The organism is Tolypothrix bouteillei VB521301 (assembly GCF_000760695.4).
GTDB classification, from domain to species: Bacteria; Cyanobacteriota; Cyanobacteriia; order Cyanobacteriales; family Nostocaceae; genus Scytonema; species Scytonema bouteillei_A.
Window position 1 is genome coordinate 3,808,462 of the sequence record NZ_JHEG04000001.1, and the last position, 21,571, is coordinate 3,830,032.

Sequence of the window (21,571 nt, forward strand, 5' to 3'; positions counted from 1 at the left end):
GTTTGTGGAATATGAAAATTTGATTTAATTTTTGAAATCTACTGAGGGTGGGCAATGCCCACCCTATATTTCTATTTAATATGATGTCCGAGCGATAAAGCGATCGCTAAATTCAAGCAAAGACGCAATGCAAAGACAAGCAGTTTGTAATCGGAATTTATGACAATTTTAATGAACCGCAGAGGGACTGAGAGCGCTGAGAAAAGGGAAGTTTTTAATTATTAGTAGATGGGTTGGGTTGTGCTTGTTCTTGTGTTGGGACTACTACAGAGGATGAATCGGGTTGTTTGGATTCAGTGTTAGATCGTTGTTCGGGGACTACAACAGGAGAATTGTTTGAAGAATTATTTGGCTGGTTGGCGGGTGGGGATGTTTCAGAAGTACCACTTGAACGTGGTGATTGATTGTCTGAAGATGATGGGGAAGCATTACGATCGCGATATTTCCTCAACGTCTCTCTTAATTTACTTGAAGAGTCAGTGCTTGGTGAAGTTGCTTCTTGTCTTTGTTCCGATGCTTCTTGTGTTGGTTGTTGATTTTGATTTTGTGGATTTACGGATTCTCTAGAGTTGGTTTTGGTTGACTCTTGTGTTGTTTGTTGTGAGGGTTCTTGTTCTGGTGAAGTCCGACGATTGCGCCTGCGCCGCTTGTAACTGGAACTAGAAGTTGGCGTAGTTTTCACTTCAGATGTATTGGTGTTATTGCTGTTAGTTGTGTTGCTGTCTTGACCTGAAAGTGGTGTTGTATTTGCTGTGGGTGTATTTTCAAATACGGCGTTATTATTGCGCTTCTCTTCTGTTTGCTGTGGTGATGGCGATTGATTTTTGTTAATTGCAGTCGTGATGGCAAAACTCGTTGTAGCTGCTACAAGAGCTACACCCGTACCAATTAAAACCTTGGGTGAGAATTTTTTGTTGCCTTTATGAGATTTGCTTGGAGGTGGTGCAGTTTCTCCTTCGTGAGGAGTTACCTTCTGAGGTAATTTTGCAATTTGTGGTTCTGCTGATAAATCGATAGTCGGTACTGTTTGGGTAGTGACTGATTGAGGAGCTGCATTTATGCTGCTGTTAGGTAGTAATTGCAGCCACTCTGTAACAGTTTGGGGACGAAAACGAGATTCTACTGCCATACCCCTCATCACTGCTTGATTGACTGACGCACTTAAGTAGGGTTGTAACTCCCGAGGGGAAGGCATTGGTTCGCGATCGCGCAGTAATGCTGGAGTGGGAACTTGTGCTGTCAGCAGAGCGTATAATGTTGCTGCCAAACCATAGACATCCGTTGCGGGAGTGCGAGGTGCTTGCGACATATACTGCTCGATCGGCGAGTAACCTTCTGAGACGATCCCCGTGTGAGTTTGCCTTGCTCCATGATTAAACTCCCGTGCAATCCCAAAATCAATCAGAACGACTTCCTGAGTTCCTGCACGAAGGATAATGTTATCCGGTTTGACATCCCGATGCAGCAGATTATTTTGATGAACAACCTGTAGTGCTGCTCCTATCTGCCGGATATAATGAACTGCTACACTTTCTTGCAGAGGTATTGCTGGAATGACAAATGCTTGTGCCAAAGTTTCCCCAGGAATGTATTCCATCACCATGTAAGGCAAACCGTTTTCAACAAAAAAGTCGCTCACCCTGACAATATTTGGATGGACACACGTCGCCAACCGTCTGGCTTCATCTTGGAATTGACCTTGAAACTTAGCAAAAGAAGGATGCTGTTGCAATTTCTCATTAAGAGTTTTAATCACCACAACGTGATGTAAGTAGTGATGAGTTGCTTTGAATGTAATACCAAAGCCTCCCCGACCGATTTCCTGGTCTAGAGTATATTTGCCACCCTGCAAGGTTGTACCTGCTAGCATATGGAGTCCTGAGTGCTGAGTCAATAAACGTGGATATATTAGTACCGCATTTTAAAACACAAAACCGGAAACTCCAGTTTCGAGTCCTGAGTCTAACCTGAATTTTTAGCGATCGCAAATCCTACTCAATTTTTCACATTTGAGAATCGCTTCACCTTGCAGATGCTCCACTTTGTTTTTTACCACTATCATATACTTACTGCTTAGCACTCAGCCACTCAGGGCGGCTGCGAGAAAAAGTACGTCAGCTGACATCTTGCACCTTCGATTGGGAGGGCTACCCACCCAACCCTGTCAGTGACACACGATCGATAACCAGCCACCATTGGTCACAAGTTAAGGTTGTAAGCCAGTTGTCAAGGAAATTTTAGAAGGTGCTTGAAAGAAAAATTCAGAAGTGCCTCGTTGCTTTTAGGGGAAGGGTGCGACAATTAACCTAACGTTTGGTTTTCGTTGTCGTTTAACAATGCCTAAATCTTGATTTTCTGGCGCAGTAAAATATTTGATAGGGTCAGTTGCCTTACCTTTTTGATGAGCAACATAAAAAAGAGTTATACCGGAGTTTGTGCGAAATCGGACACGATATTAAGTTATTGCTTCGCCGACTCCAGTTTTTCGTTATCCTTCACAAGCACAAAGACGGTTAAAGACGCATAAAGCTAGAATGTGAAATATTACATATGCCTATCCATGACTCCAATCTTCGATTTCTAAGCCATCAATTTTCTCAAAATCTCTCCGATTATTAGTTATAAGAATCAAATCATTAGTGATAGCGATTCCTGCAATGAGAATATCGATATCGTCTACTGGTGTCCCCTTTTTTCTAAGAGTGGCATAAATATCACCAGAAATCGTTGCAGAGTCTGTAGTTAGAGATACAACTGTATTATATGAGGCAAATTCTAAAAAAGATGTTAGTTGTTTCTGTGCGTCACGATGCTTCAATCCGCTAATTATTTCGTAATAGGTAATGATGCTGATATTGATTTTGTCATATTCTTTAATATATGCATCAAACTTTTCAACTACTAAGGGGTGATTGCGAAAAAATAAGGATAAAATGTTAGTATCAACCAAGGCTGGTTTCATCGCTTCTTCTCTCCAAAAAAGCCTGTTGGCGACGTGCAATTATTTCTTCACTGAAGTCAGCAAATGTTTCATCTAACATATCGTTCCAGCAACCAGCAAACTGCATAATTTTATTGGGCGTATCTTTAGATGCCTCTACACCAACTCGAAAATAATGAATAAAATTATATAAGTCTTCCAGCTTATCTTCGGGTATGAGATTGATTTCTGATAAAAGCTTTGTCCGTAAATTTGAGGATTCCATATACCAATTTATTGTTGAGTAGTTAAGTATTGTTATATTTATGTGTACGAGCGTCAATATCTGCCAAACTTAAGATTCTGCTTGCAGCCAATCTTCTAAAGTAATCTCCGAAACTCTTTGTAAATCAGAGTCATGAGAAACTAGAATTAAGCCTCGCTTCTTTGACGTTGCTGCTATTAATATATCTGCCTCTTGTATGGGTGTACCTCTTTTTTTTAGATTTGCATGAATTTCACAGGCTTTCTCGATAATTTCTATATCATCTAAGAATAAAACCCTATATTGTCTGCACAATTCATTTAAGTCAGACAGCTGTCTTGTGGCATTGGCATATAAAAGACCTCTTTTGACCTCATAATACGCTATGCAACTTATGAATACTTCTTGACCCTGACTCCGAACATTCTCTAATTTCTTTTTTAGTTTGTCATTTTTCTTCAAAATATAGGAAACCATATTTGTATCTAGGAGGTAGCTCATTCCTACCATCTCCTTTCCACAGCTTCCTCATACATTTTTATTTGTTCTGGTGTTAAATCATTTAACGTTCCAGAAACAGCCTCTAGTACTAAAATACTGTCAATTCTCTTAATTAAATCATCATTAGTGATAGCTTTAAGTTCTTCAGTTGAAAATCTCTTAAACAGATTTGCTATAAGTTGAATCATTTCATCTGTATTTAATCTTTCCTGATATAAATTATTTCCTTGAATTAAATTCTTGACTATTTGACATATATGAGATAAAAGGATTTCTTTTTCTTCAAAAACTTCTTGCATAACTTACCACGAATTTTTTAGATCTTATCTAAATATTACTTTAACAACTTCTCCCCTCCCTCTGCGTCCAAGGCATCTACAGTTGACTTGTGACCAATGACCAGCCATTAGTTCCTCGTTCCCGCGCTTTGCGCGGGAATGCTTCCTTGAACTACTCCAACTCAGCTTGCGTTGCGGACTGACGCCGATTTTATTAAAAACGCTGACCGATACCAAAATGCAATCTGCTTTCACCTTGGTCATTTAAACCAAAGTCAGCCCGAATCAGACCCAAAGGAGAATCAAAACGCAGACCAGCCCCATAGCCAAAACCAGTTCCTGGTTTATTCCGAACCCCACCAGGATTATCCAACACAGTATCGCCAGACCCTAAATCAGAGGCAAAATCAGCAAATACGACACCGCCCAACGCATCCAAAATAGGAATGGGGAAGCGATATTCTGCAGAAGCCAAGACGTAAGTGCGACCGCTACCAATATCACCACCATCATAACCCCGTACAGAATTAGGACCGCCTAAGTTAAAGGTTTCATAGGGTGGTAAATCGCCAAGCACTGTCCCTGCTTGTAAGTTCAAAGCAAAGACTTGCGGTTTTTTAGATTCAAATAGCTGAATGGGTTGAAATTGAGTGTAGTTTGCCTTGATTCGATTCATGGAAATTTGTCCGTTTCCAATCGGAATTGATTGTTCGGTACTCAGTTTCAGTATGGAACCACTTGTTGGATTTGAGGGGTTATCGCGGAAATCTTTGGTAGCAGTGAAAGACACGGTAGCTAAATCATCAATACCAGTACCGCTAAAAGACAGTTGATTTCCCTGTTCGTCAAAGGGTGTGATATTACCTTCGCGATCGCGAATGCTGACACGGGTATAATTGAAACCTAAAGAAGTATCCCAATCATCAATTGGTCTGGTGAAACTCAGACTACCTCCAATCTTTCCTTCCCGAATTCGATCGCCATCAGCCAGTTTCACATCACCATCAAAAGTGTCAGAAAGTCCCCGTTTGCGAAAGGTAGTTATGCTGTAACCCAAGCGGTCTGGATTTGATGCGCGGTAGGGGCTAGTAAATTTACTTTCAAACTGAATATCGCGACGACCAACTTGAACATTGACACCTAATGTATCGTTACTTCCACCAACATTTCGGTCATTATAATTGAGCGTACCTACTATCCCTTGGTCAGCACTGTAATTACCACCTACGTTTACAGAACGTGCGCCTGTTTCCTTCAGTTGATAAATGACATCTAGTTTTGTCGCATCACCCTCTAAAGCAACATTCACATTTTCAAACAATCCCGTTTTATAGAGTTGCTGTAAGTCCTGCTTGACTACACTTTCTTGAAAGAGTTGACCCGACTTCAGTTTCAGTTGTTGGCGCAAGAAATCTTGTTTGGTGCGTCCTCTGACAGGCTGACCCTTATCATCAACTGTTTTACCTTCTTCGTTCACAAAGCGAATTTGAACGCTACCAATAACACCTTCGCCAACGTTGACAGTCAAAATCCCATCTTGACTTGGGGTGATTGATATGACTCGTGCAATTTTATAACCATTATCAGCGTACCATTTATTGATTTGTTCCACGACTGCTTTCAAAGCATTGGGGCTGATGGCTGTTCCTACTTGGGATTGAAAACGTTCCCAAGCAACTTGATAAGTCAGTGCTTTAGCTCCAGAAAGTTGAATGGAACGCACAATTACGGGTTCAACTTGATAGACAACATTCAAACCTGTTGGTGTCGTACTACTGTTAACGCGAGCATTTATAAATAAACCCGTATCTAAAATAGCTGCAACATCCTGCTGTAACTGAGTTTGACTCGTTTCACCACCAGCTTGGGTTTTAATTTTACTACGAATAATTTGCTCTAATTCTTCAGTTGCACCCTCTATTTTTACCTCTGTGGCTGTCACGACTAGGTCGTTAGCGGGACTCGGGGCTGGGGATTGGCGATTGGGCGATGAGGAAGATGAGGGAGAAAATTCTACCGTGTCCCCCTTGTCTACCCTATCCCCACTTGTTCCCGGTGTTTGAGAAAATTGTTCGATGACTATATTTTCTGGTTTGGCGATCGCCTCCGAGGGTAAGGGTGTTTCTTCAGCAGTGGGAACGACTACGTTGTTGACATTCTCTCCTTGAGTGGGAACATTAGAAGGAGCAGCGATTGCTTGTTGAGTGACGTTGCTAGCCGTCAAAGTCGCTAGGGTGAAAATTGCAGCAGAAGAAACTCGCATAATACTAGCCTGATTTACTGGGAGTTAGTGTGTAATGCTCTACAGAGGTTGGGCGATGGGGATAGTACTAACTTCCAGCTGCTTCGCCGATTAATTGATACCCCCATGTATCCCTCTTATCCCACAAGACAGTTCATTTTAAGTTTTTGTTTCTTATGAGCGATCTATCACAACTCCCCCTAGCCTCTCAGTACCAAAACGAAACTTCTCGCTTGCGATTACTTGCTATTAGTAACGGACACGGGGAAGATGTCATCGCCGTTCGTATTTTGCAGGAACTTCAGCAACAGCCCAATCCCCCAGAGATTTTTGCCTTACCAATCGTGGGAGAGGGACACGCCTACCATCAGTTAGATATTCCCATTATTGGTTCGGTACGCACCATGCCCTCAGGTGGTTTTATATATATGGATGGACGCCAATTCCTGCGAGATGTGGGCGGTGGTTTGTTACAACTGACGCTCGATCAACAGAAAACAATACGCAACTGGGTTAACACGCAACAAAGCTTGGGGTATAAAAATGCTATTTTGGCAGTAGGAGATATTGTTCCATTGTTATTTGCATCTTTAAGTAATACCAACTATGCTTTTGTGGGAACGGCAAAATCGGAATATTACGTGAGAGATGAAATTGGGATATTGAAACGGAAAAACCAAGCGACATGGTTGGAACACTTTTCCGGCTCGGTTTATCACCCTTGGGAACGCTTGCTGATGAGCCGTCCTCGTTGCAAAGCCGTATTTCCAAGAGATGCACTCACATCAGAGGTCTTGAAAAATTTCTCCATTCCTGCGTTTGATATGGGTAACCCGATGATGGATGGCTTGGAACCATCTTTTCCAACTCAACGATTTTACAACCTTGATGCAGAACAACAGGAAGTTATTCGCCCTCTGGTTGTGACTCTGCTACCTGGTTCCCGTCCTCCTGAAGCTTACAATAACTGGCATCAAATTACGATCGCAGTTTCTAGTGTGATGGAATTGTTCCAGGAAAGAGATTTTATGGGACATTTCTCTAAGACAGTCGTCTTCTTGGGAGCGATCGCTCCGAGCTTGCATTTTGAAAGTATGCGCCAAATGCTGCAATCTCAAGGTTGGCGTCCCCATGCAGAACTACCAGTAAAAATTTCCGATCGAAATGCCCTGTCATTTAAGCAGAAAAATGCTTATTTTGTACTGACTCAAAATGCATATAACGATTGCTTGCATATGGCAGATTTAGCCATTGCAATGGCTGGAACGGCAACAGAACAATTTGTAGGTCTGGGCAAACCTGCAATTATCTTTCCCGGAAAGGGTCCTCAGTTTACCGCCGCCTTTGCTGAAGCCCAAAGCCGTCTTTTAGGACCCTCAGTCATTCTCATTCAAGACCCGGCTGCGACTGCTAGTGTCGTGCGAAGTCTTTTATACAATCCCGATACTTTACAAGTCATTGCAGAAAATGGCGTGCGAAGGATGGGAAAACCAGGTGCTGCTAAACGTATTGCTGACTGTTTCATGGAGCTATTAGGTTAGGATGAAACTAGGATAAACGGCAAAAAAAGAGTTACATTTTTGACTTTATAACTCTAGGAATTGTAACGTATCTTTTTGATTTAGGTTGTGCTTGATAGGATGGTTCAAAAAACGGGAACACTATACCTCAGGAACCATCCTTAATTTGGAATGCCAAGTGAACACCTCCACAACCAATAGAGATAAAAAAATCTCTGCAAATAAAAAATGGTCGCTTCGGCTAGTTTTAGTCGTACCGTTTGTAGTGCAAGTCTTTACAGCAGTGGGAGTTACCGGATGGCTGTCGCTACGCAACGGTCAAAAAGCCGTTAACGACGTTGCGACTCAATTGAGAAGTGAAACAAGCCAACGCATTAAACACCAGATTCTGACTTACTTGGATGAACCCCATAAGATGAATGAAGTGGTGGCTTCTAGTATCAAAAGCTGGCAAATTAACAGAACTGACTATTCTGAATTAGAGCGTTACTTATGGTATTTAGTGCAACAAGACATAGTGAACTTTATTCAATTTAGTAGTGTTCAAGGAGAATCTGTTGGAGTTGAACGTGAAGTTGATGGTGAAATTGTTCTCAAATATAAAGACCAAAAAACTGCCCCAAAAAGAAACGTTTATCAGCTCGACAATCAAGGTAGAAGAATTAAGTTGATTGAAGCCCTAGACTACGACTCGCGGACTCGACCTTGGTATAAAGCGGCGGTGAAAGTAGGGAAACCAATTTGGAGTGAGTTTTTTAAGCGCGTGAGTCATTCATCTGTAGCGATTTCTTTGAACAATCCCGTATACAGTGACACAGGTCAGATCCTTGGAGTTGTGAACAACTTATTTGATATAAAGCAAATTCATCGCTTCCTGCGAGAGATCGAGATAGGTCGTATGGGACAAACTTTTATTATCGAACGATCTGGGAATTTGGTAGCTAGTTCGGTTATCAAAGAATCGTTTGCCATTCAAGGAAAAGAGCTAGAGAGAATTGAAGCCAAGAATGCTAACAATCCCATAATTCGCGCTACAGCCCGGTCGTTACAAAAGTCTGTAGGAAACCTCAATACCATCACCAGTAGCCGACAGATAGATTTTATCTTTAATGGCGAACGACAATTCGTGCAAGTGGTTCCTTTACAAGATGGTCGGGGAATTGACTGGCTTATTGTGGTTGTGGTACCCGAATCGGACTTTATGGAACGCATCAATAACAATACCCGCACTACGATTTTTTTGTGTTTGGGAGCTTTAGTGCTAGCTTCTGTATTTGGTGTTTTCACCTCTCGTTGGATTAGCCGTCCTATTTTGCGCTTGAAAAAAGCTTCTGCTGCTATAGCCAAGGGGAATTTAGACCAAAAAGTAGAGGTAGGAAACATAGCAGAATTGGGCATATTGTCAACTTCTTTTAACCAAATGGCACAACAGCTACGTGAATCCTTCCGTGCTTTAGAAAAGACGAATCAGGAACTAGAAGCGCGAGTGGATGAGCGAACTGTGGAACTCAAAGCAGCTAAAGAAGCTGCAGATAAGGCTAATCAAGCCAAAAGCGAATTTTTGACAAATATGAGCCACGAACTCCGTACTCCATTAAATGGCATTTTAGGATATGCACAAATTTTGCGTCGTTCGGAAGCTTTAACGGAAAAAGGTCGTAAGGGAATTGAAATTATTTATCAGTGCGGTTCTCATTTGTTAACTTTAATTAATGATGTTTTAGACCTTTCAAAAATTGAAGCTCAGAAAATGGAGCTTTATCCAAATAATTTTCATTTTTTATCCTTTTTAGAAGGTGTTGTAGAAATTTGTCGTCTTCGTGCGGAGCAAAAAGGTATTACATTTATTTATCACGCAGATGCCCATCTTCCACAAAGTATTAATGCTGATGAGAAACGATTGCGTCAGGTTTTAATTAATCTACTGGGTAATGCTGTAAAGTTTACTGATACGGGAGGAGTAACTTTTAGTGTTTCTGTTTTGAAAAACTATGAAATGACCCAACAAGACGCTGTTCAAAATTCACCTACAAAACTTATAACTAGGATAGTTCGGTTTCAAGTTCAAGACACGGGAGTTGGTTTACAAGAAGAACAATTGCAGAAAATCTTTGTACCTTTTGAACAAGTGGGTGATATAAAAAAGCAGTCGGAAGGTACGGGTTTGGGTTTACCTATTAGCAACAGGATTGTATCACTTATGGGTAGCACTTTGAAAGTAGAAAGTGAATTGGGCAAGGGCAGTACTTTCTGGTTTGATGTAGAGTTGCAAGAATCACAGGATTGGTTGGTGGGAGCGAGAGTAACTCTCTACGGTACAATTGCTGGTTATCAAGGAGCAAAACGAAAAGTTCTAATTGTAGATGACAAATGGGAAAACCGCTCTGTTATTATTAATATGTTAGAACCAATTGGTTTTGAAGTCGCTGAAGCGAGTGATGGAGAACAAGGTTTAGAGAAAGCTAAAATTTTGCAGCCTGACGTAATTATAACTGATTTAGTCATGCCAGTCATGCATGGCTTTGAGTTACTCAAGCAGTTACAGCAATCTCCAGAACTGAAAAATATTGTCGCGATCGCATCCTCAGCTAGTGTATTCGATACCGATCTGTTCAAGAGTATGGAAGCGGGTGCTAGTGAATTTTTACCGAAGCCCGTTCAGGCTGATATGTTGTTAGCAATGCTTGGCAAACATCTGCAATTGGAATGGGTTTATCAAGAGCAACAACAAGACAATTTAAGGAAAAATGAAACATCAAAAAATTCTCAAGTCTATCCTTGTGAAATTGAACTACCACAAGCAAATATACTCGCGCAACTCTACGAATTATCTCAAAAAGGAGATTTTGATGAACTCACAGCAATAGCTGAAACGCTCAAACAACAAGATACCAAGTACGTTCCGTTTACTGACAAGTTAATTGAATTAGCAGAGGCTTGTCAAGTGAAACAAGTTCAGGAATTTCTCGGACAATATTTTACAAATAACTAATTTTAAAAAAATTTTGCTTTATTTTCGAGTTTTTGATAATTTTTTTATTTATGACAAACCATGTAACAGAGGAATTTATTCTCATTATAGATGATAATCCCACAAATTTATCTGTTTTAAAGCAAGCTTTAAAAAATGTTGGGTTGAAAATACGGTTAGCCGCCGATGGGGACAGTGCTATTAAGCAAATCAAGCAAGAACCGCCAGTCTTGATTCTTCTAGACGTGGAAATGCCTGGAATTAATGGTTTTGAAACCTGTTATTTGTTAAAAGCCGATCCTTTGACTCAAGGAATTCCCATAATTTTTATGACAGCTTTGGCTCATACAGAGAATAAAGTCAAAGGGTTGTCTTTAGGAGCGGTGGACTATATTACTAAACCTTTTGAAGAAGAAGAGGTGATAGCACGAGTCAAAGCCCAGTTGCAATTGCAAAAACTGCAGAAATCTCTTGAGGAAAAGAACTTTCAATTAACGCAATTAACTCAAGAGTTGGAGCAAAGAGTTGTAGAACGTAGCGCAGCTTTACAAAAGGCGCAAGTACAACTCGTACAACAGGAAAAATTATCCATGTTGGGTCAGTTAGTTGCAGGAGTCGCCCACGAACTCAACAATCCTATTAGTTGTATTATCAGCAATCTTGCTCCCGCAAACCACTATTTTGCTTCTCTGACTAAAGTTGTAAAACTTTACCAACAATATTGCCCGGAAATACCAGAGCTACAGCAAGCACTAGAAGCAGAGGACATTGAGTTTGTGATTGAGGATTTTCAGAAACTGCTGAATTCGATGGAATTGAGTAGCGATCGCATTAAAGATATTTCCGTATCCTTACGAAACTTCTCGCGATTGGATGTCAGGACAAAAGTTCCTACAAATTTGCATTTGGGGTTAGACAGCACTCTCGTTATTTTAAGACATCGCTTAAAAGCTAGAGATAGTCGTCCGGAAATTCAAGTCATCAGACAGTATGACAACTTACCAGAAGTCAAGTGTTATCCAGGACAAATCAATCAAGTGTTTATGAATTTACTGGCTAATGCCATTGACGCAGTTGAGGAATGCTTTGACAGCGAAGGTACAAATGAAGATGCTCAATGTAAAACTCAGCCAAGTATCAGTATTTTAACCGAACAACCTGATGAGAAAAAAGTAAGAATTTGTATTACCGATAATGGTAAAGGAATGACAGAAGAAGTCAAGCAGCAAATTTTTGCACCAATGTTTACCACCAAACCGATGAGTAAGGGAACGGGTTTAGGTTTATCGATCGCTTATCAAATTGTTGTAGAGCGACATGGCGGTCAACTTAGTTTTGAGTCTAAATGGGGAGAGGGTACTAAGTTTTCCATTGAACTACCACTTGTCTGAAGGATGTGGATTTCTCATCCGACCTATTAGGCAAAGTGGTAGCGAAACTAAACGAAACCTTTGAGCGTGTTGAGTTTCGTTCATCAATGCTAGCTACGAAATCGTCAGATTTTAGTGGTTTCAACTAACCAGTATTCTAATTAACAACGGATTTCAAAAGACAGAGCTATCAATGCTCCTGAGAAACACATCCTAATTGAGTAAAGGGAAAATGTGTTTTTTAGGATCGTAGTCACCCATAGAACTTATAAATTCATGACTTTAGATACAGGTAAGTGTTTTTAACAAGTGAGATAATGATTATAAATAGTTTTCATTCTGCAAGAAAAAGGCTTAATATATATGGTCATCCGGTTTCCGATAATCGCTGCTACCTTTATAGCTACCAGCCTTAGTGTAGGTACACTTTTTAGCTTTGCTGATTCGGCTTCTGCTCAAAGCACAATCACTTGTGAAAGCCGCAATAATCAGAGGAATACTTGTTCGATCGATACACGAGGTCGTGTTAGGTTTGTTAGGCAATTATCCGATCGTAGTTGTAGGGGAAATTGGGGCTATAGTAGAAACCGTATTTGGGTGAGGAATGGTTGTCGAGCAGAGTTTTCCGTAAGCGAGCCCAGATACGACAGAAATGATAGATACGACAGAAATGGTAGATACGATAGAAATGGTAGATACGATAGAAATGATAGATACGATAGAAATGATAGATACGACAGAAATGATAGATACCGCAGATAGGCAGAACGATGACGTTTTTATAGTATCAGCTTCCCAAATTCGAGCGTCAATTGCATCTTGTTTGTACTCCTTTTGAGTTTGCTGATATTTGAGGTAAGCCCTGAAAGAGTCACTTTGCGATCGCCGACCTATTAAAGTTGGTTGAATTGGTTACAGGTCAAAAATTGCGGTGATAGGTGCGTGGTCAGAACCCGGTTTTCCCCGTCTTAAATTTGGATCGTTGTTGATGGAAGAGAGCGCATTTATAACATCGACATGACTGTCTACTGTTGGTAATTTGCGAGGTTCACCCGGTAGTAGCTCTTGACTGACAAAGATATGATCGATTAGCTCTTTGTTGCTTTGATTAATCCGGGAGTATCGCCGCTCCTCAGAAATTAGAGAAGCTAAGTTAAATAATCTGGTGTCATCTCCTTCATCTAGACGATTAAACCCATTTGTACCTATCTCGCTACCACTTGGACCTTGGAGAATTTGGGTTGTAGCAGCAGATGGGACATCGTTCATATCTCCCAAGACGATCAGACCCTCGGTGCTATTCTTTTCCAATAACTCATTTGCTTTGACACGCAATGCGACAGCTTCTGCTGTTCTCTTTAAAAGTGCCAATCCAGCAACTCGGCTGCGCTCATTTTCATCTGTAGGCGTAAATCGTGGCTGGTTTGCGGTTGAAGGAAAAGTCAACAGTTTAGATTTCAAATGAGCATTGATAAGATGAACGGGAAAATCTACTTTGGGTTTGACAAGAATGCGGAGAGAACCCCGACTCATACGAGTCGTTTCAGTTATGGTATCTTCAGACTCTTGAGAGAGTATTTTGATGAGGCTACCTTCAGGAAAATCTACTATGTCCTCATGCTCCTCAACTTCCAATTTTGAAAGAAAAGCAACACGGATTCCACGCGGATCTGGAAATTCAGATATGCGTGTGTGTGGATAGCGCCCCTGAAGTCGTGCTACAAGATCGTCAAATGCTTCCAAATCACCAATCTCTTGAACAGCCAATACATGAGGATCTAGAGCCAAAATCGCGTCAGCTAAGCTTTTCAGCTTTTGCGTGTACTCTTGTTGGGTTCTGGGACCAAATTCACTGCCAACGCGAAATAAATTCTCTACATTCCAAGTCATGACTTTAAATAATGTCATGTTTTCTCCAGATATTGCAGATAGATTTTGCTATGGAATGGTCTAGTTTATCTAACAGCGGACTTAATCTAAGTAGATGGATGTGAAAAAACCTAACTTTGTAAAGAAGTTGTTAATTGTTAGTAGTTTAGAGAACAGATGAATGAGTAGTGCATCTCAAATCTTACTTTAATTATTGTTTTTATGTTAAAACAATAACAAACAAATGAATTGTTACTGATTTGCTTAGAAAAAGCAAGTGTATTAATACTTTCTTTAGAAGTAGGTCTACAAGCTAGTAATTTTCAGCTATAGCGGAATTAAATCTATTAGACTTCACTCTATTTTGTCACCAGTCTTAAGTTCAGATTAAATCTAAGTAAAAGATTAGGTATTAACTAGACTTAAGGTTAGGTCAATCAGTCGAGCACAAATTACATCGATTCTGGCTGCTACTCGCATCCCAACTTTGGTAAAGCGTTTGTTGTTGGTGTGAATTCGGACGTCTCTAGTAGTGTTGGTAAGGAGTTAGCTTGAACCCCAAATTGCTGAAGCTGCTTTGGGAATGCATAGGTTTCCCCGTTGGGTAAAATAGCCCCTCTTAAGTCCGCACCAGTAAAGTTGGCTTTTCGTAAGTCCGCACCACTTAGGTTAGCACCGCTGAGATTGGCATTAGTAAAGTTGGCTTCTTGCAAGTTCGCATTACTTAAATCCGCCCCACTGAAGCAAACATTTTTTAAAATGGCATTTATGAGAATGGCACTTTTTAGACAGGTATTTGGCAAGAAGCGATCGCTAAGGTTAGCATTGCTCAGGTCAGCACAGTATAGTTGTACTCCCGTGTCAGCAAAATCTTCTAAAAAAGTTGCATTCTTGATTTTCTTGATGATGCGACAGTCGGTTACACTTAAGTTGGCATTGCTTAAGTTGGCGTAGCCCAATTTAGCACCTTTGAGCTTGACATTACTTAGGTTTGCATAACTTAAGTCAGCTAGCTCCAAGTTCAACTCACTTATAAGTTCTGCATCGCTTAAAAAGCGGATCACACGCCCTTTACGTTCTCCATCTTGATTCAGCCTGCGAAGCATTGATAGCGTGCATGCACGGGAAGCATCGAGTAACGCATTGAGCTTGGGGTCTTTAAAGTCTGTTGTTTCTAATTTTTTAGTCATCAACAGTTTCAATTCTTTATCTATCAACAGCTCTGATATATGCTTAAAATAACCAAGCACAGCCTCTTCACGGGAATTGGTATCTACCTGTTCGTGTTCGCTACGTTGAAATTGGTAAAGCACAATCGGAATTGCGAGTGTACCAACTAACCCCAACCAGTCCCAAAGAGTTTTGGCTGATTGTTCGTGCTCAGTTGTCTCTGTAAGCTTGATAATTTTTCCATCTTTAGGATTTATAACTTCCTTTGTTGTCACTGATTTATTCGAGTCCGGTCCAAATCCAATCCAATTAACCCGATATAACTCAGGAAGAATTGCAATAGCTCCAGCAATAGCAAGTCCTATCAAAAGTTTTTGCTTCGTCAGCCAAATTGGCTTCTTCTGATTCTGCGTCTTGTCTGGGTTCATGAGAGATAATTTTAAAAGTATATGGTTATATCCATGATTAAAGTTCCCAATTTCTGACAGATAATATCAAATTTAGTTAATGAGTTATTTAAGCTCACGCAAAGGCGCACTTGTTGCGAAGATCTTCTTAGCATCTTTGCGTGACATAATTTTTATAGAGATTGAGAGCATCCTAATGTAGTGTCAAGAAAAGCTTGATGCAATCCAATAACACTTTGCGTCACTTCATCTGGTTTGTTGGGATGGGGTGCATTGTTAAAGACAGTTGCTAACTCTTCCACCGCACGGTGTGCTAGTGGTATCCATTTGTTCACCCATTGTTGAAGTAACTGTTGATTCTCAGAGCGGTGTTCAATAGCGTATTTCACGAGTGCTTGCGTCCAATCCCGACTTCGCTGACTGTCAAGAGCCAAATCGCCGTTTATATATGTCAGCAGGCGATCGCCATTCAGTTCAGCGAGTTTACCAAGTTCATTCAGCATCAACTCATCATACAAGGGCTTGGCTACCAAATTTAGTCCTGCAAAAGCTTCTCCCCAATCGTATGTGACTAATAATTTTTCTAAAAACTCGCGCATGGGTTGCCAAACAGAGTCTTCTTCCCAAATAAGACGCGTTTTTTCACTAGAAGCCAAATCTGGATTGTGAACTAGGGAAAGTGCTTTTGTGCGGTAAGCACTGCGTTGTATGCGCCTGCATTCATCTGCTCCTTGAAAATGAACCATATTGCTAATATAAGCTGAAGGTGCCATTTGCCCAATATATTGGGCGACCATTTGCAGGACATGAGTGGAAAAACGAGAGGGAATATAAAGCCTTTCTAGAATTTCTACCCAGTTCTTACTCAGATGCGTATCGCTATCTTTGCGCTCAAATTCATCAATTAAATTATCAATGTATGTTTCGCGCTCTTTTTGTTGTTGAATATAGCTGCGATATGTTAATTGAAAAGGATCGCGAAAGTTTTCCCAATCATCCACCTGAAATGGAGAGCCTTCACGGTACTTTAAGTACCAATTGTTAATAGGAACGTTTGGGTCTATTTCAAAAGGAGCTGGTTCGCGTCGAAAATGATAGTGTAGTTTATGAGTAACAATTTCATATTCACTGGGAATTCGTTGTAACTCACCAAACAAGCTCCAAGTACGACGTTTTCTTCTCTGTGACTTTCGTTGACTTGACATGATAATTCTCTAATTTTCTAAATACCAAACAATCTCTTCTTCTCCAGATTTAATGCGTCCTGCAAAAGTCGCTAAAGTATGCTCTAGTTGTGAAAGCGGACAGGAACGACCAAGAATTGCTTCTAAAGTTTTGCGAGTTACTCTGCAATATTTTTCAGTATGAATGCGGATGTAACCTCCACGGTCATCGACATATACAAAAGTATCTGGATTATCACGTTCAATAGCTGCAATCAAGGCTTCTGCTATCTCGCTGTGGCGGATAACAGGACCAACGAGTTTCGTTGACATCATAACATTCCTGAAAAATTAGACTTTAAAAAACGTTTTTTCAGTGTTTTCTCCTTGTGGTATACCAATATAAATTTCATTGCTTTCAACTTTGATTGCATAAGCAAGTAATTGACAATTTTCGGGATTTATACCTTTGCCTGAAGCAGCGTCAAATTTCCACAAATGTGCGCGACATTCGATCTCTTTGCCATCAAAATTCCCCTCACTGAGAGGAATTTTTTGATGGGGACACCTACTTTGATAAGCTTGAAGGTGACCTCCCAAGCAATGTACTAATAAAATATCTTGTCCATCAACTTCGACATCAAGCATTTCGCCTTCCCAAATGTCATCATAGCTAACAACTTTAACCCATTTCATGTTGGGGGTCTCACTCATCGTAAAAAACCTCTATATAATCTTGGGGTTGAATGTTAGCTTGTGCGACTGTTACATGAGATTCAAGCACGCGCTCGTTATGTTTAACTTTCATCGAAGCTTTTTTGGAAGGAAGCCTTTTGCCAATGACATGATGAGCTACTTTCTGAGCCACTACATCCATTGTGTCTGTATTTTCTACGAACGCAAGGATGAGTGCAAAGTCGCCCCGAAATCCTGCCATAAGTGGTATTGTTGCCATAATATTTTTCTTGCTTGACCTGTGATTGGATCTGGAATTCGTCATTCATAATGGCTTATCCAATGGCAAATTCCAAATTATGAACTATCCTTTTATGATGCCCATGTGTATTTATCTGCGTCATCTCCGCATGTTTCCGGCGTCAGACCCATGTAAGCTAACGCCCCTTCTAGCGTGGGAGGCTGTATGTGACCGGAAAGCAAGCGATCTACTATCGATAGATGTCCGGCGTATCGTTCTGGATTTTGTTCAAAAATCCACTGACAAGGTTCGCAGCAGAAATTGTAGACGCGTCCTTTGTAGTTTACTTTCTTTGGTTTCGGTGCTTCAGTTGCTGATGGTAGAATAACTATTGGCAATTGACAAAGGTTGCAGGTGACTGGGAAAGTTTCGGAATAAGTGCGATCGAGGCGATTGTTGCGAATATTTTCGGTAAGTGTATCCCAGTATGGACCAAACTGCTTTTCCCAATTAGGATATTTTGACTGGAGCCATTCACGCTCCGCTTGAGAAACGCCCGCATCTGGATTCCACCACAATGTTGAACGCCAAATCCAAACACCCAAGTGTAGGGCGTGGTGGTACCATTCTAATTCTTCCAGAAATGTCTCCCAGTACCAAGGAAGTTCAAGACCAAAATCGCGGAACTGAGCTACAAATTGCTGAATAATCCATTCTTCCATAAACTCCTTAAAAGACTTCTGGCGATGCTCCAAAGGGGTGTAGTAATCCATTGACAAACCAGTCAGCAGAGCAAAGATACGCCACGATCGCCAAAACATTGTATCAATTAACTTTTGTGGTAAGTCTTTGCCTTGTTTGAGGAGAATCTTTAAAGTAGGTTCACCTTGTTGGGCGTGACGGGATTCGTCTGTTTGAATGCTTGAGATCAGCGCTCCGAATTCAACATCACCTACATTCAGAGCATCTGCAGCCATACCTAAAAACTGCACGTTGGTAAAACCAGTCTCTAGAGTAAACGTTAACTGTATTGCTGTTGCGATCGGATCGGCTGCAGTAAACATATCATCGCACAAGTGACGGGCAGCAATAATTCCCCACTCATTCGTGTGGACTCCTTTATGAGCCCAGTCAAACTGGATGTCTTTATTTAACAGTCCGTGAGCAAACAAAAGCTGGATCTGGGTGTGACGCATTTCGTCAAGGGTTCCAAACAGCGCCATGTTCCGCCACGCCGCCGCCCTCCCAAAGCGGCTCATACGCGCTTCCCCTATGACTGAAAGAATTTCTGGAATCACCATAGCACCGTAATGAGCTTTGAGCGAAGAAACCCAACCAGGATCGAGCTGCTCAAACAATTTGGAGCGATCCAACGCTGTTTTGACCGAATATACGCCCATATCTTTTTCATATTGATTGTGAACGTACTCCCGGTAGGTAATTTTGTAAGACTCGTCCCATACATACCAATCCTTTTCTGGAACTTTATAGTCCCCAGCAATTTCTTCAGGAAACACGCGATCGTAAGTGACATACTTAAAGTTCCAATTCATATCACGAGCCAAATCATACCAATCAGAGCGATTGAGCTTAGGCATAGAAACTAGTTCCCCATTTGTTTAGATTTATGCGCTCAAACTTTTTTCATCAGAAAAATGGGTTTGAAATCTCTAAATTAGACGCTACACATCCTTGATTGCGGTGCTATAGCGCAACTACGAACTTTTTTAATCTACAGTCTAATTTAAGAGAAATGGTCTTATTCCCATATCACCGTAATTTAACCTAAAGTTCTAAAGGCGTACTAATAGCTTTATACTGCTTAATGATTGACAAATAGATGAGTATATGAATGCGTAAAAACTTGAGTCGTTTTCCTTCTATATCCATAAGTGCGAAAATTCAGTTATGCACTTTTTCAGCTAAAAGCTTGCTGAAGAACAACTAAAAACCGTTCCTGCTTGGATGGAACGGTTAAGAAGTTTATCCATTGACCGATCGCAAAATCTCAGCAAAATACATAGATTCTAGCGAACAGCTTAAAACCTGCCACGTGAGGTTTTTTCAATCGCCCGTCACTGCTTGGCGATCGCTTTCTCAGGCAAATTCCTGGGAGGAATTGAACGTCCTTGATAAAATCGCTGCTCCAATTTGCCCAAACTAAACCAAATAGCAGCACCGCCAATAACAGCCAAGGTTAGAGAGCTAATGGTGATGATATTTGCTTGAGGGTAAACAAACATTAGCAAAGGAAGCAGCGCCCAAACTAACCCTGTCACTGCAGCGACTCCCACCCGCAATCGTTGCAAGTTACTTAAAGCCTTGCTACAGCTGGTACATTTCTTTGTGTGAGAGTGGTATCTATCCAGTAAAATTTCCTTGGGCAATGCCGGTGGTAGAGTCGTTTGTGGAAAAGGATCGATACTATATTGATTCACCCAGGAACGCAGCTGGAATACAAACAAATCGGCTTTGGTTGGTAAATAAAATGCTTTGGTAAAGTTAGCACTCCCACCACGTTGTTCTAGATACCGTTCTTGGTGATGTAAGAAAATTTGGTCATCTTCCAACACGCTATTTTGCCCGATGTGAGAGTACCAGCGCGGAGTAAGTTTCAGAAACAGCCCTGGTAATTTTGAGGAAAACTTAAAGGGAAAACGCGCAAATAACCGACATTCTCCCTTCCGTATGGGAGTAGCGTAGACGACGGTCATCGTCCTACCAAATTGTTTGGAAGTGAGGTCATGCCACATCATAGCAGGAGCAATGAAGTTAGTATCCTGGCGACCTAAAGTCCCTTTGCGCGGACCTTCCGCCCAAATTCCTTTAAATCCCCATTTTCCCGATTCTACGATTTCCAACTCTACAGGAGAGACATTGGCTCTGTTACCAACTGTCCGGTGGTGGGTGTAAGGAATATGACTGGTATCGAGGACGTTTTCCATCAAGGTCAGGGCATCATAAGGTATGTCTCGAAAGGTATTGAGGCAAACCCAACCTTCGGGTTCTTCGTCCAAGACGTCAACCACCGGGACTTTGGTGTTAGACGCATTCTCTGGAGAACCGGGATAAACAAACAACAGTCCTTGACGAACTGTGGTAGGAAGTGAAGTGACGCACGCACGTTGAGAAACTTCTGCTTTGTTTCCCGGAGCCTGCTGCGGAATGCGATCGCACTTACCCGTTCCTGAAAATGCCCAGCCATGATAGGGACATTCGAGTAAACCGTCTTCGTTAATTCTCCCCTCGGAAAGTGGAGCTAAGCGATGGGGACATTGGTCTACAAATGCTCGCCACATCTGTTCGTTGTTATCCCACCAAATGACAATATCCCGCTCTAGTAAAGTGAAACGAGTTAGCTGGGATTTGTCTAAATCTTCAATGTAATGGACGGGATACCAAACCTCATGCCAATCAAACCGATCTGGGTCGAGCCCGCCACTGGGGAGTTCTTTTTTGTCTTGAGTTTGAGAAGTGACTGAAAGAGGTGATTCCTCTGACTGGAGAATGCTGCTCGACATGGTGCAATTAACAATATTTTTAATAATTTCTCTACTCAGAATGTAACAATTTTTTAACAAATTGGGTGAGGTAGATTTAAAAAATCAGTCTATGGTTTAAATTAGCATCGGTTAAAGCCAATACATTTCAACATATGGCAGTAGATACGGAAAAACGTGCAGTCGCTAAAATAGCTTTGCGTGAAGCACTCGCTGCTTGTGAATGAGTGGAAGGCTATTTTTGCTCGACAGAAACAGTCTGCAAAGAGAACTTGGAAAGAGAGTTTATTGTCCGGTTTCTGGAAGTTGATGTTTGGTATAGTTTCTTCAGGAGCTATGAATTCAAAAACTGGAGCCATTTCTTTTACGATGAAACGTTCGCCAAAAGGGCGTTTGGAAATTCTTTACCTGGATGAGGAAATGCGAATCACTCGTGGGGTGGAACGAGGAACAGTGTTGGTTTGCGAGCGTAATTAAAC

19 protein-coding genes and 1 pseudogene are annotated in these 21,571 nt (G+C 41.1%); 5 read left to right on the forward strand and 15 right to left on the reverse strand.

All coding sequences use genetic code 11. The features are described 5' to 3' along the window. Positions 1–214 precede the first annotated feature (214 nt). From HC643_RS15020 to HC643_RS15050, 7 genes and pseudogenes are all read right to left on the reverse strand, one after another. Positions 215–1,870 carry a serine/threonine protein kinase gene (locus HC643_RS15020; protein WP_038074604.1) on the reverse strand — a complete coding sequence of 552 codons (1,656 nt, stop codon included), beginning with the start codon at positions 1,868–1,870 and terminating at the stop codon, positions 215–217. 336 nt (positions 1,871–2,206) lie between these two features. Then, a pseudogene (locus HC643_RS41370) lies at positions 2,207–2,428 on the reverse strand (IS4 family transposase); the annotation flags it as partial. Between the two features lie 126 nt (positions 2,429–2,554). After that, a complete protein-coding gene (locus HC643_RS15030) occupies positions 2,555–2,962 on the reverse strand; it encodes a type II toxin-antitoxin system VapC family toxin (RefSeq protein ID WP_038074602.1) in 408 nt (135 codons plus the stop codon). Continuing rightward, on the reverse strand, positions 2,943–3,206 hold the full coding sequence (locus tag HC643_RS15035; RefSeq protein ID WP_038074599.1) for a hypothetical protein: 264 nt from the start codon (positions 3,204–3,206) through the stop codon (positions 2,943–2,945). The genes HC643_RS15030 and HC643_RS15035 overlap by 20 nt, the downstream gene beginning before the upstream one ends. A gap of 69 nt (positions 3,207–3,275) precedes the next feature. After that, positions 3,276–3,686 (reverse strand): PIN domain-containing protein, encoded by a 411-nt coding sequence (locus HC643_RS15040; protein WP_167844691.1) that lies wholly within the window; start codon positions 3,684–3,686, stop codon positions 3,276–3,278. A gap of 2 nt (positions 3,687–3,688) precedes the next feature. Further along, positions 3,689–3,985, reverse strand: a complete 297-nt coding sequence (locus HC643_RS15045) for a hypothetical protein (protein WP_038074596.1) — start codon at positions 3,983–3,985, stop codon at positions 3,689–3,691. A 193-nt stretch (positions 3,986–4,178) separates the two neighbouring features. Further along, positions 4,179–6,227, reverse strand: a complete 2,049-nt coding sequence (locus HC643_RS15050) for a BamA/TamA family outer membrane protein (protein WP_038074595.1) — start codon at positions 6,225–6,227, stop codon at positions 4,179–4,181. A 155-nt stretch (positions 6,228–6,382) separates the two neighbouring features. Between HC643_RS15050 and HC643_RS15055 the strand changes: the two genes are divergently transcribed. From HC643_RS15055 to HC643_RS42575, 4 genes are all read left to right on the forward strand, one after another. Continuing rightward, positions 6,383–7,747: a lipid-A-disaccharide synthase-related protein gene (locus tag HC643_RS15055; RefSeq protein WP_038074594.1), complete on the forward strand. Its 1,365-nt coding sequence runs from the start codon at positions 6,383–6,385 to the stop codon at positions 7,745–7,747. A 157-nt stretch (positions 7,748–7,904) separates the two neighbouring features. Continuing rightward, positions 7,905–10,718: a hybrid sensor histidine kinase/response regulator gene (locus tag HC643_RS15060; protein ID WP_038074843.1), complete on the forward strand. Its 2,814-nt coding sequence runs from the start codon at positions 7,905–7,907 to the stop codon at positions 10,716–10,718. A 50-nt stretch (positions 10,719–10,768) separates the two neighbouring features. After that, positions 10,769–12,088 (forward strand): hybrid sensor histidine kinase/response regulator, encoded by a 1,320-nt coding sequence (locus tag HC643_RS15065; protein ID WP_038074838.1) that lies wholly within the window; start codon positions 10,769–10,771, stop codon positions 12,086–12,088. A 342-nt stretch (positions 12,089–12,430) separates the two neighbouring features. Beyond that, the gene (locus HC643_RS42575) at positions 12,431–12,829 is read left to right on the forward strand and encodes a DUF3011 domain-containing protein (protein ID WP_072040752.1); all 399 of its coding nucleotides are present in this window, start codon (positions 12,431–12,433) and stop codon (positions 12,827–12,829) included. Positions 12,830–12,979: 150 nt separating this feature from the next. On the opposite strand, the gene HC643_RS15075 is transcribed toward HC643_RS42575, so the two are convergent. From HC643_RS15075 to HC643_RS15110, 8 genes are all read right to left on the reverse strand, one after another. Continuing rightward, positions 12,980–13,975, reverse strand: coding sequence for an endonuclease/exonuclease/phosphatase family protein (locus tag HC643_RS15075; RefSeq protein WP_038074587.1), 996 nt, complete (start codon positions 13,973–13,975; stop codon positions 12,980–12,982). Between the two features lie 431 nt (positions 13,976–14,406). Beyond that, complete coding sequence (locus tag HC643_RS15080; RefSeq protein ID WP_038074585.1) at positions 14,407–15,534, reverse strand: pentapeptide repeat-containing protein; 1,128 nt, start codon at positions 15,532–15,534, stop codon at positions 14,407–14,409. 152 nt (positions 15,535–15,686) lie between these two features. Continuing rightward, entirely contained in the window at positions 15,687–16,718 is a 1,032-nt protein-coding gene (locus tag HC643_RS15085; RefSeq protein WP_038074583.1) for an aromatic/alkene monooxygenase hydroxylase subunit beta, read from the reverse strand. A 9-nt stretch (positions 16,719–16,727) separates the two neighbouring features. Continuing rightward, positions 16,728–17,012, reverse strand: coding sequence for an MmoB/DmpM family protein (locus HC643_RS15090; RefSeq protein ID WP_038074581.1), 285 nt, complete (start codon positions 17,010–17,012; stop codon positions 16,728–16,730). Between the two features lie 15 nt (positions 17,013–17,027). Continuing rightward, positions 17,028–17,390, reverse strand: coding sequence for a monooxygenase system ferredoxin subunit (locus tag HC643_RS15095; protein ID WP_202048621.1), 363 nt, complete (start codon positions 17,388–17,390; stop codon positions 17,028–17,030). Next, positions 17,383–17,631: a toluene-4-monooxygenase system B family protein gene (locus tag HC643_RS15100; protein ID WP_038074579.1), complete on the reverse strand. Its 249-nt coding sequence runs from the start codon at positions 17,629–17,631 to the stop codon at positions 17,383–17,385. The genes HC643_RS15095 and HC643_RS15100 overlap by 8 nt, the downstream gene beginning before the upstream one ends. A gap of 92 nt (positions 17,632–17,723) precedes the next feature. After that, positions 17,724–19,190, reverse strand: a complete 1,467-nt coding sequence (locus tag HC643_RS15105; RefSeq protein WP_038074576.1) for a YHS domain-containing protein — start codon at positions 19,188–19,190, stop codon at positions 17,724–17,726. A 477-nt stretch (positions 19,191–19,667) separates the two neighbouring features. Beyond that, positions 19,668–21,113 carry an aromatic ring-hydroxylating dioxygenase subunit alpha gene (locus HC643_RS15110; RefSeq protein WP_038074573.1) on the reverse strand — a complete coding sequence of 482 codons (1,446 nt, stop codon included), beginning with the start codon at positions 21,111–21,113 and terminating at the stop codon, positions 19,668–19,670. Positions 21,114–21,311: 198 nt separating this feature from the next. Between HC643_RS15110 and HC643_RS15115 the strand changes: the two genes are divergently transcribed. Further along, a complete protein-coding gene (locus HC643_RS15115) occupies positions 21,312–21,569 on the forward strand; it encodes a PAP/fibrillin family protein (protein WP_237265883.1) in 258 nt (85 codons plus the stop codon). Positions 21,570–21,571: the final 2 nt, after the last annotated feature.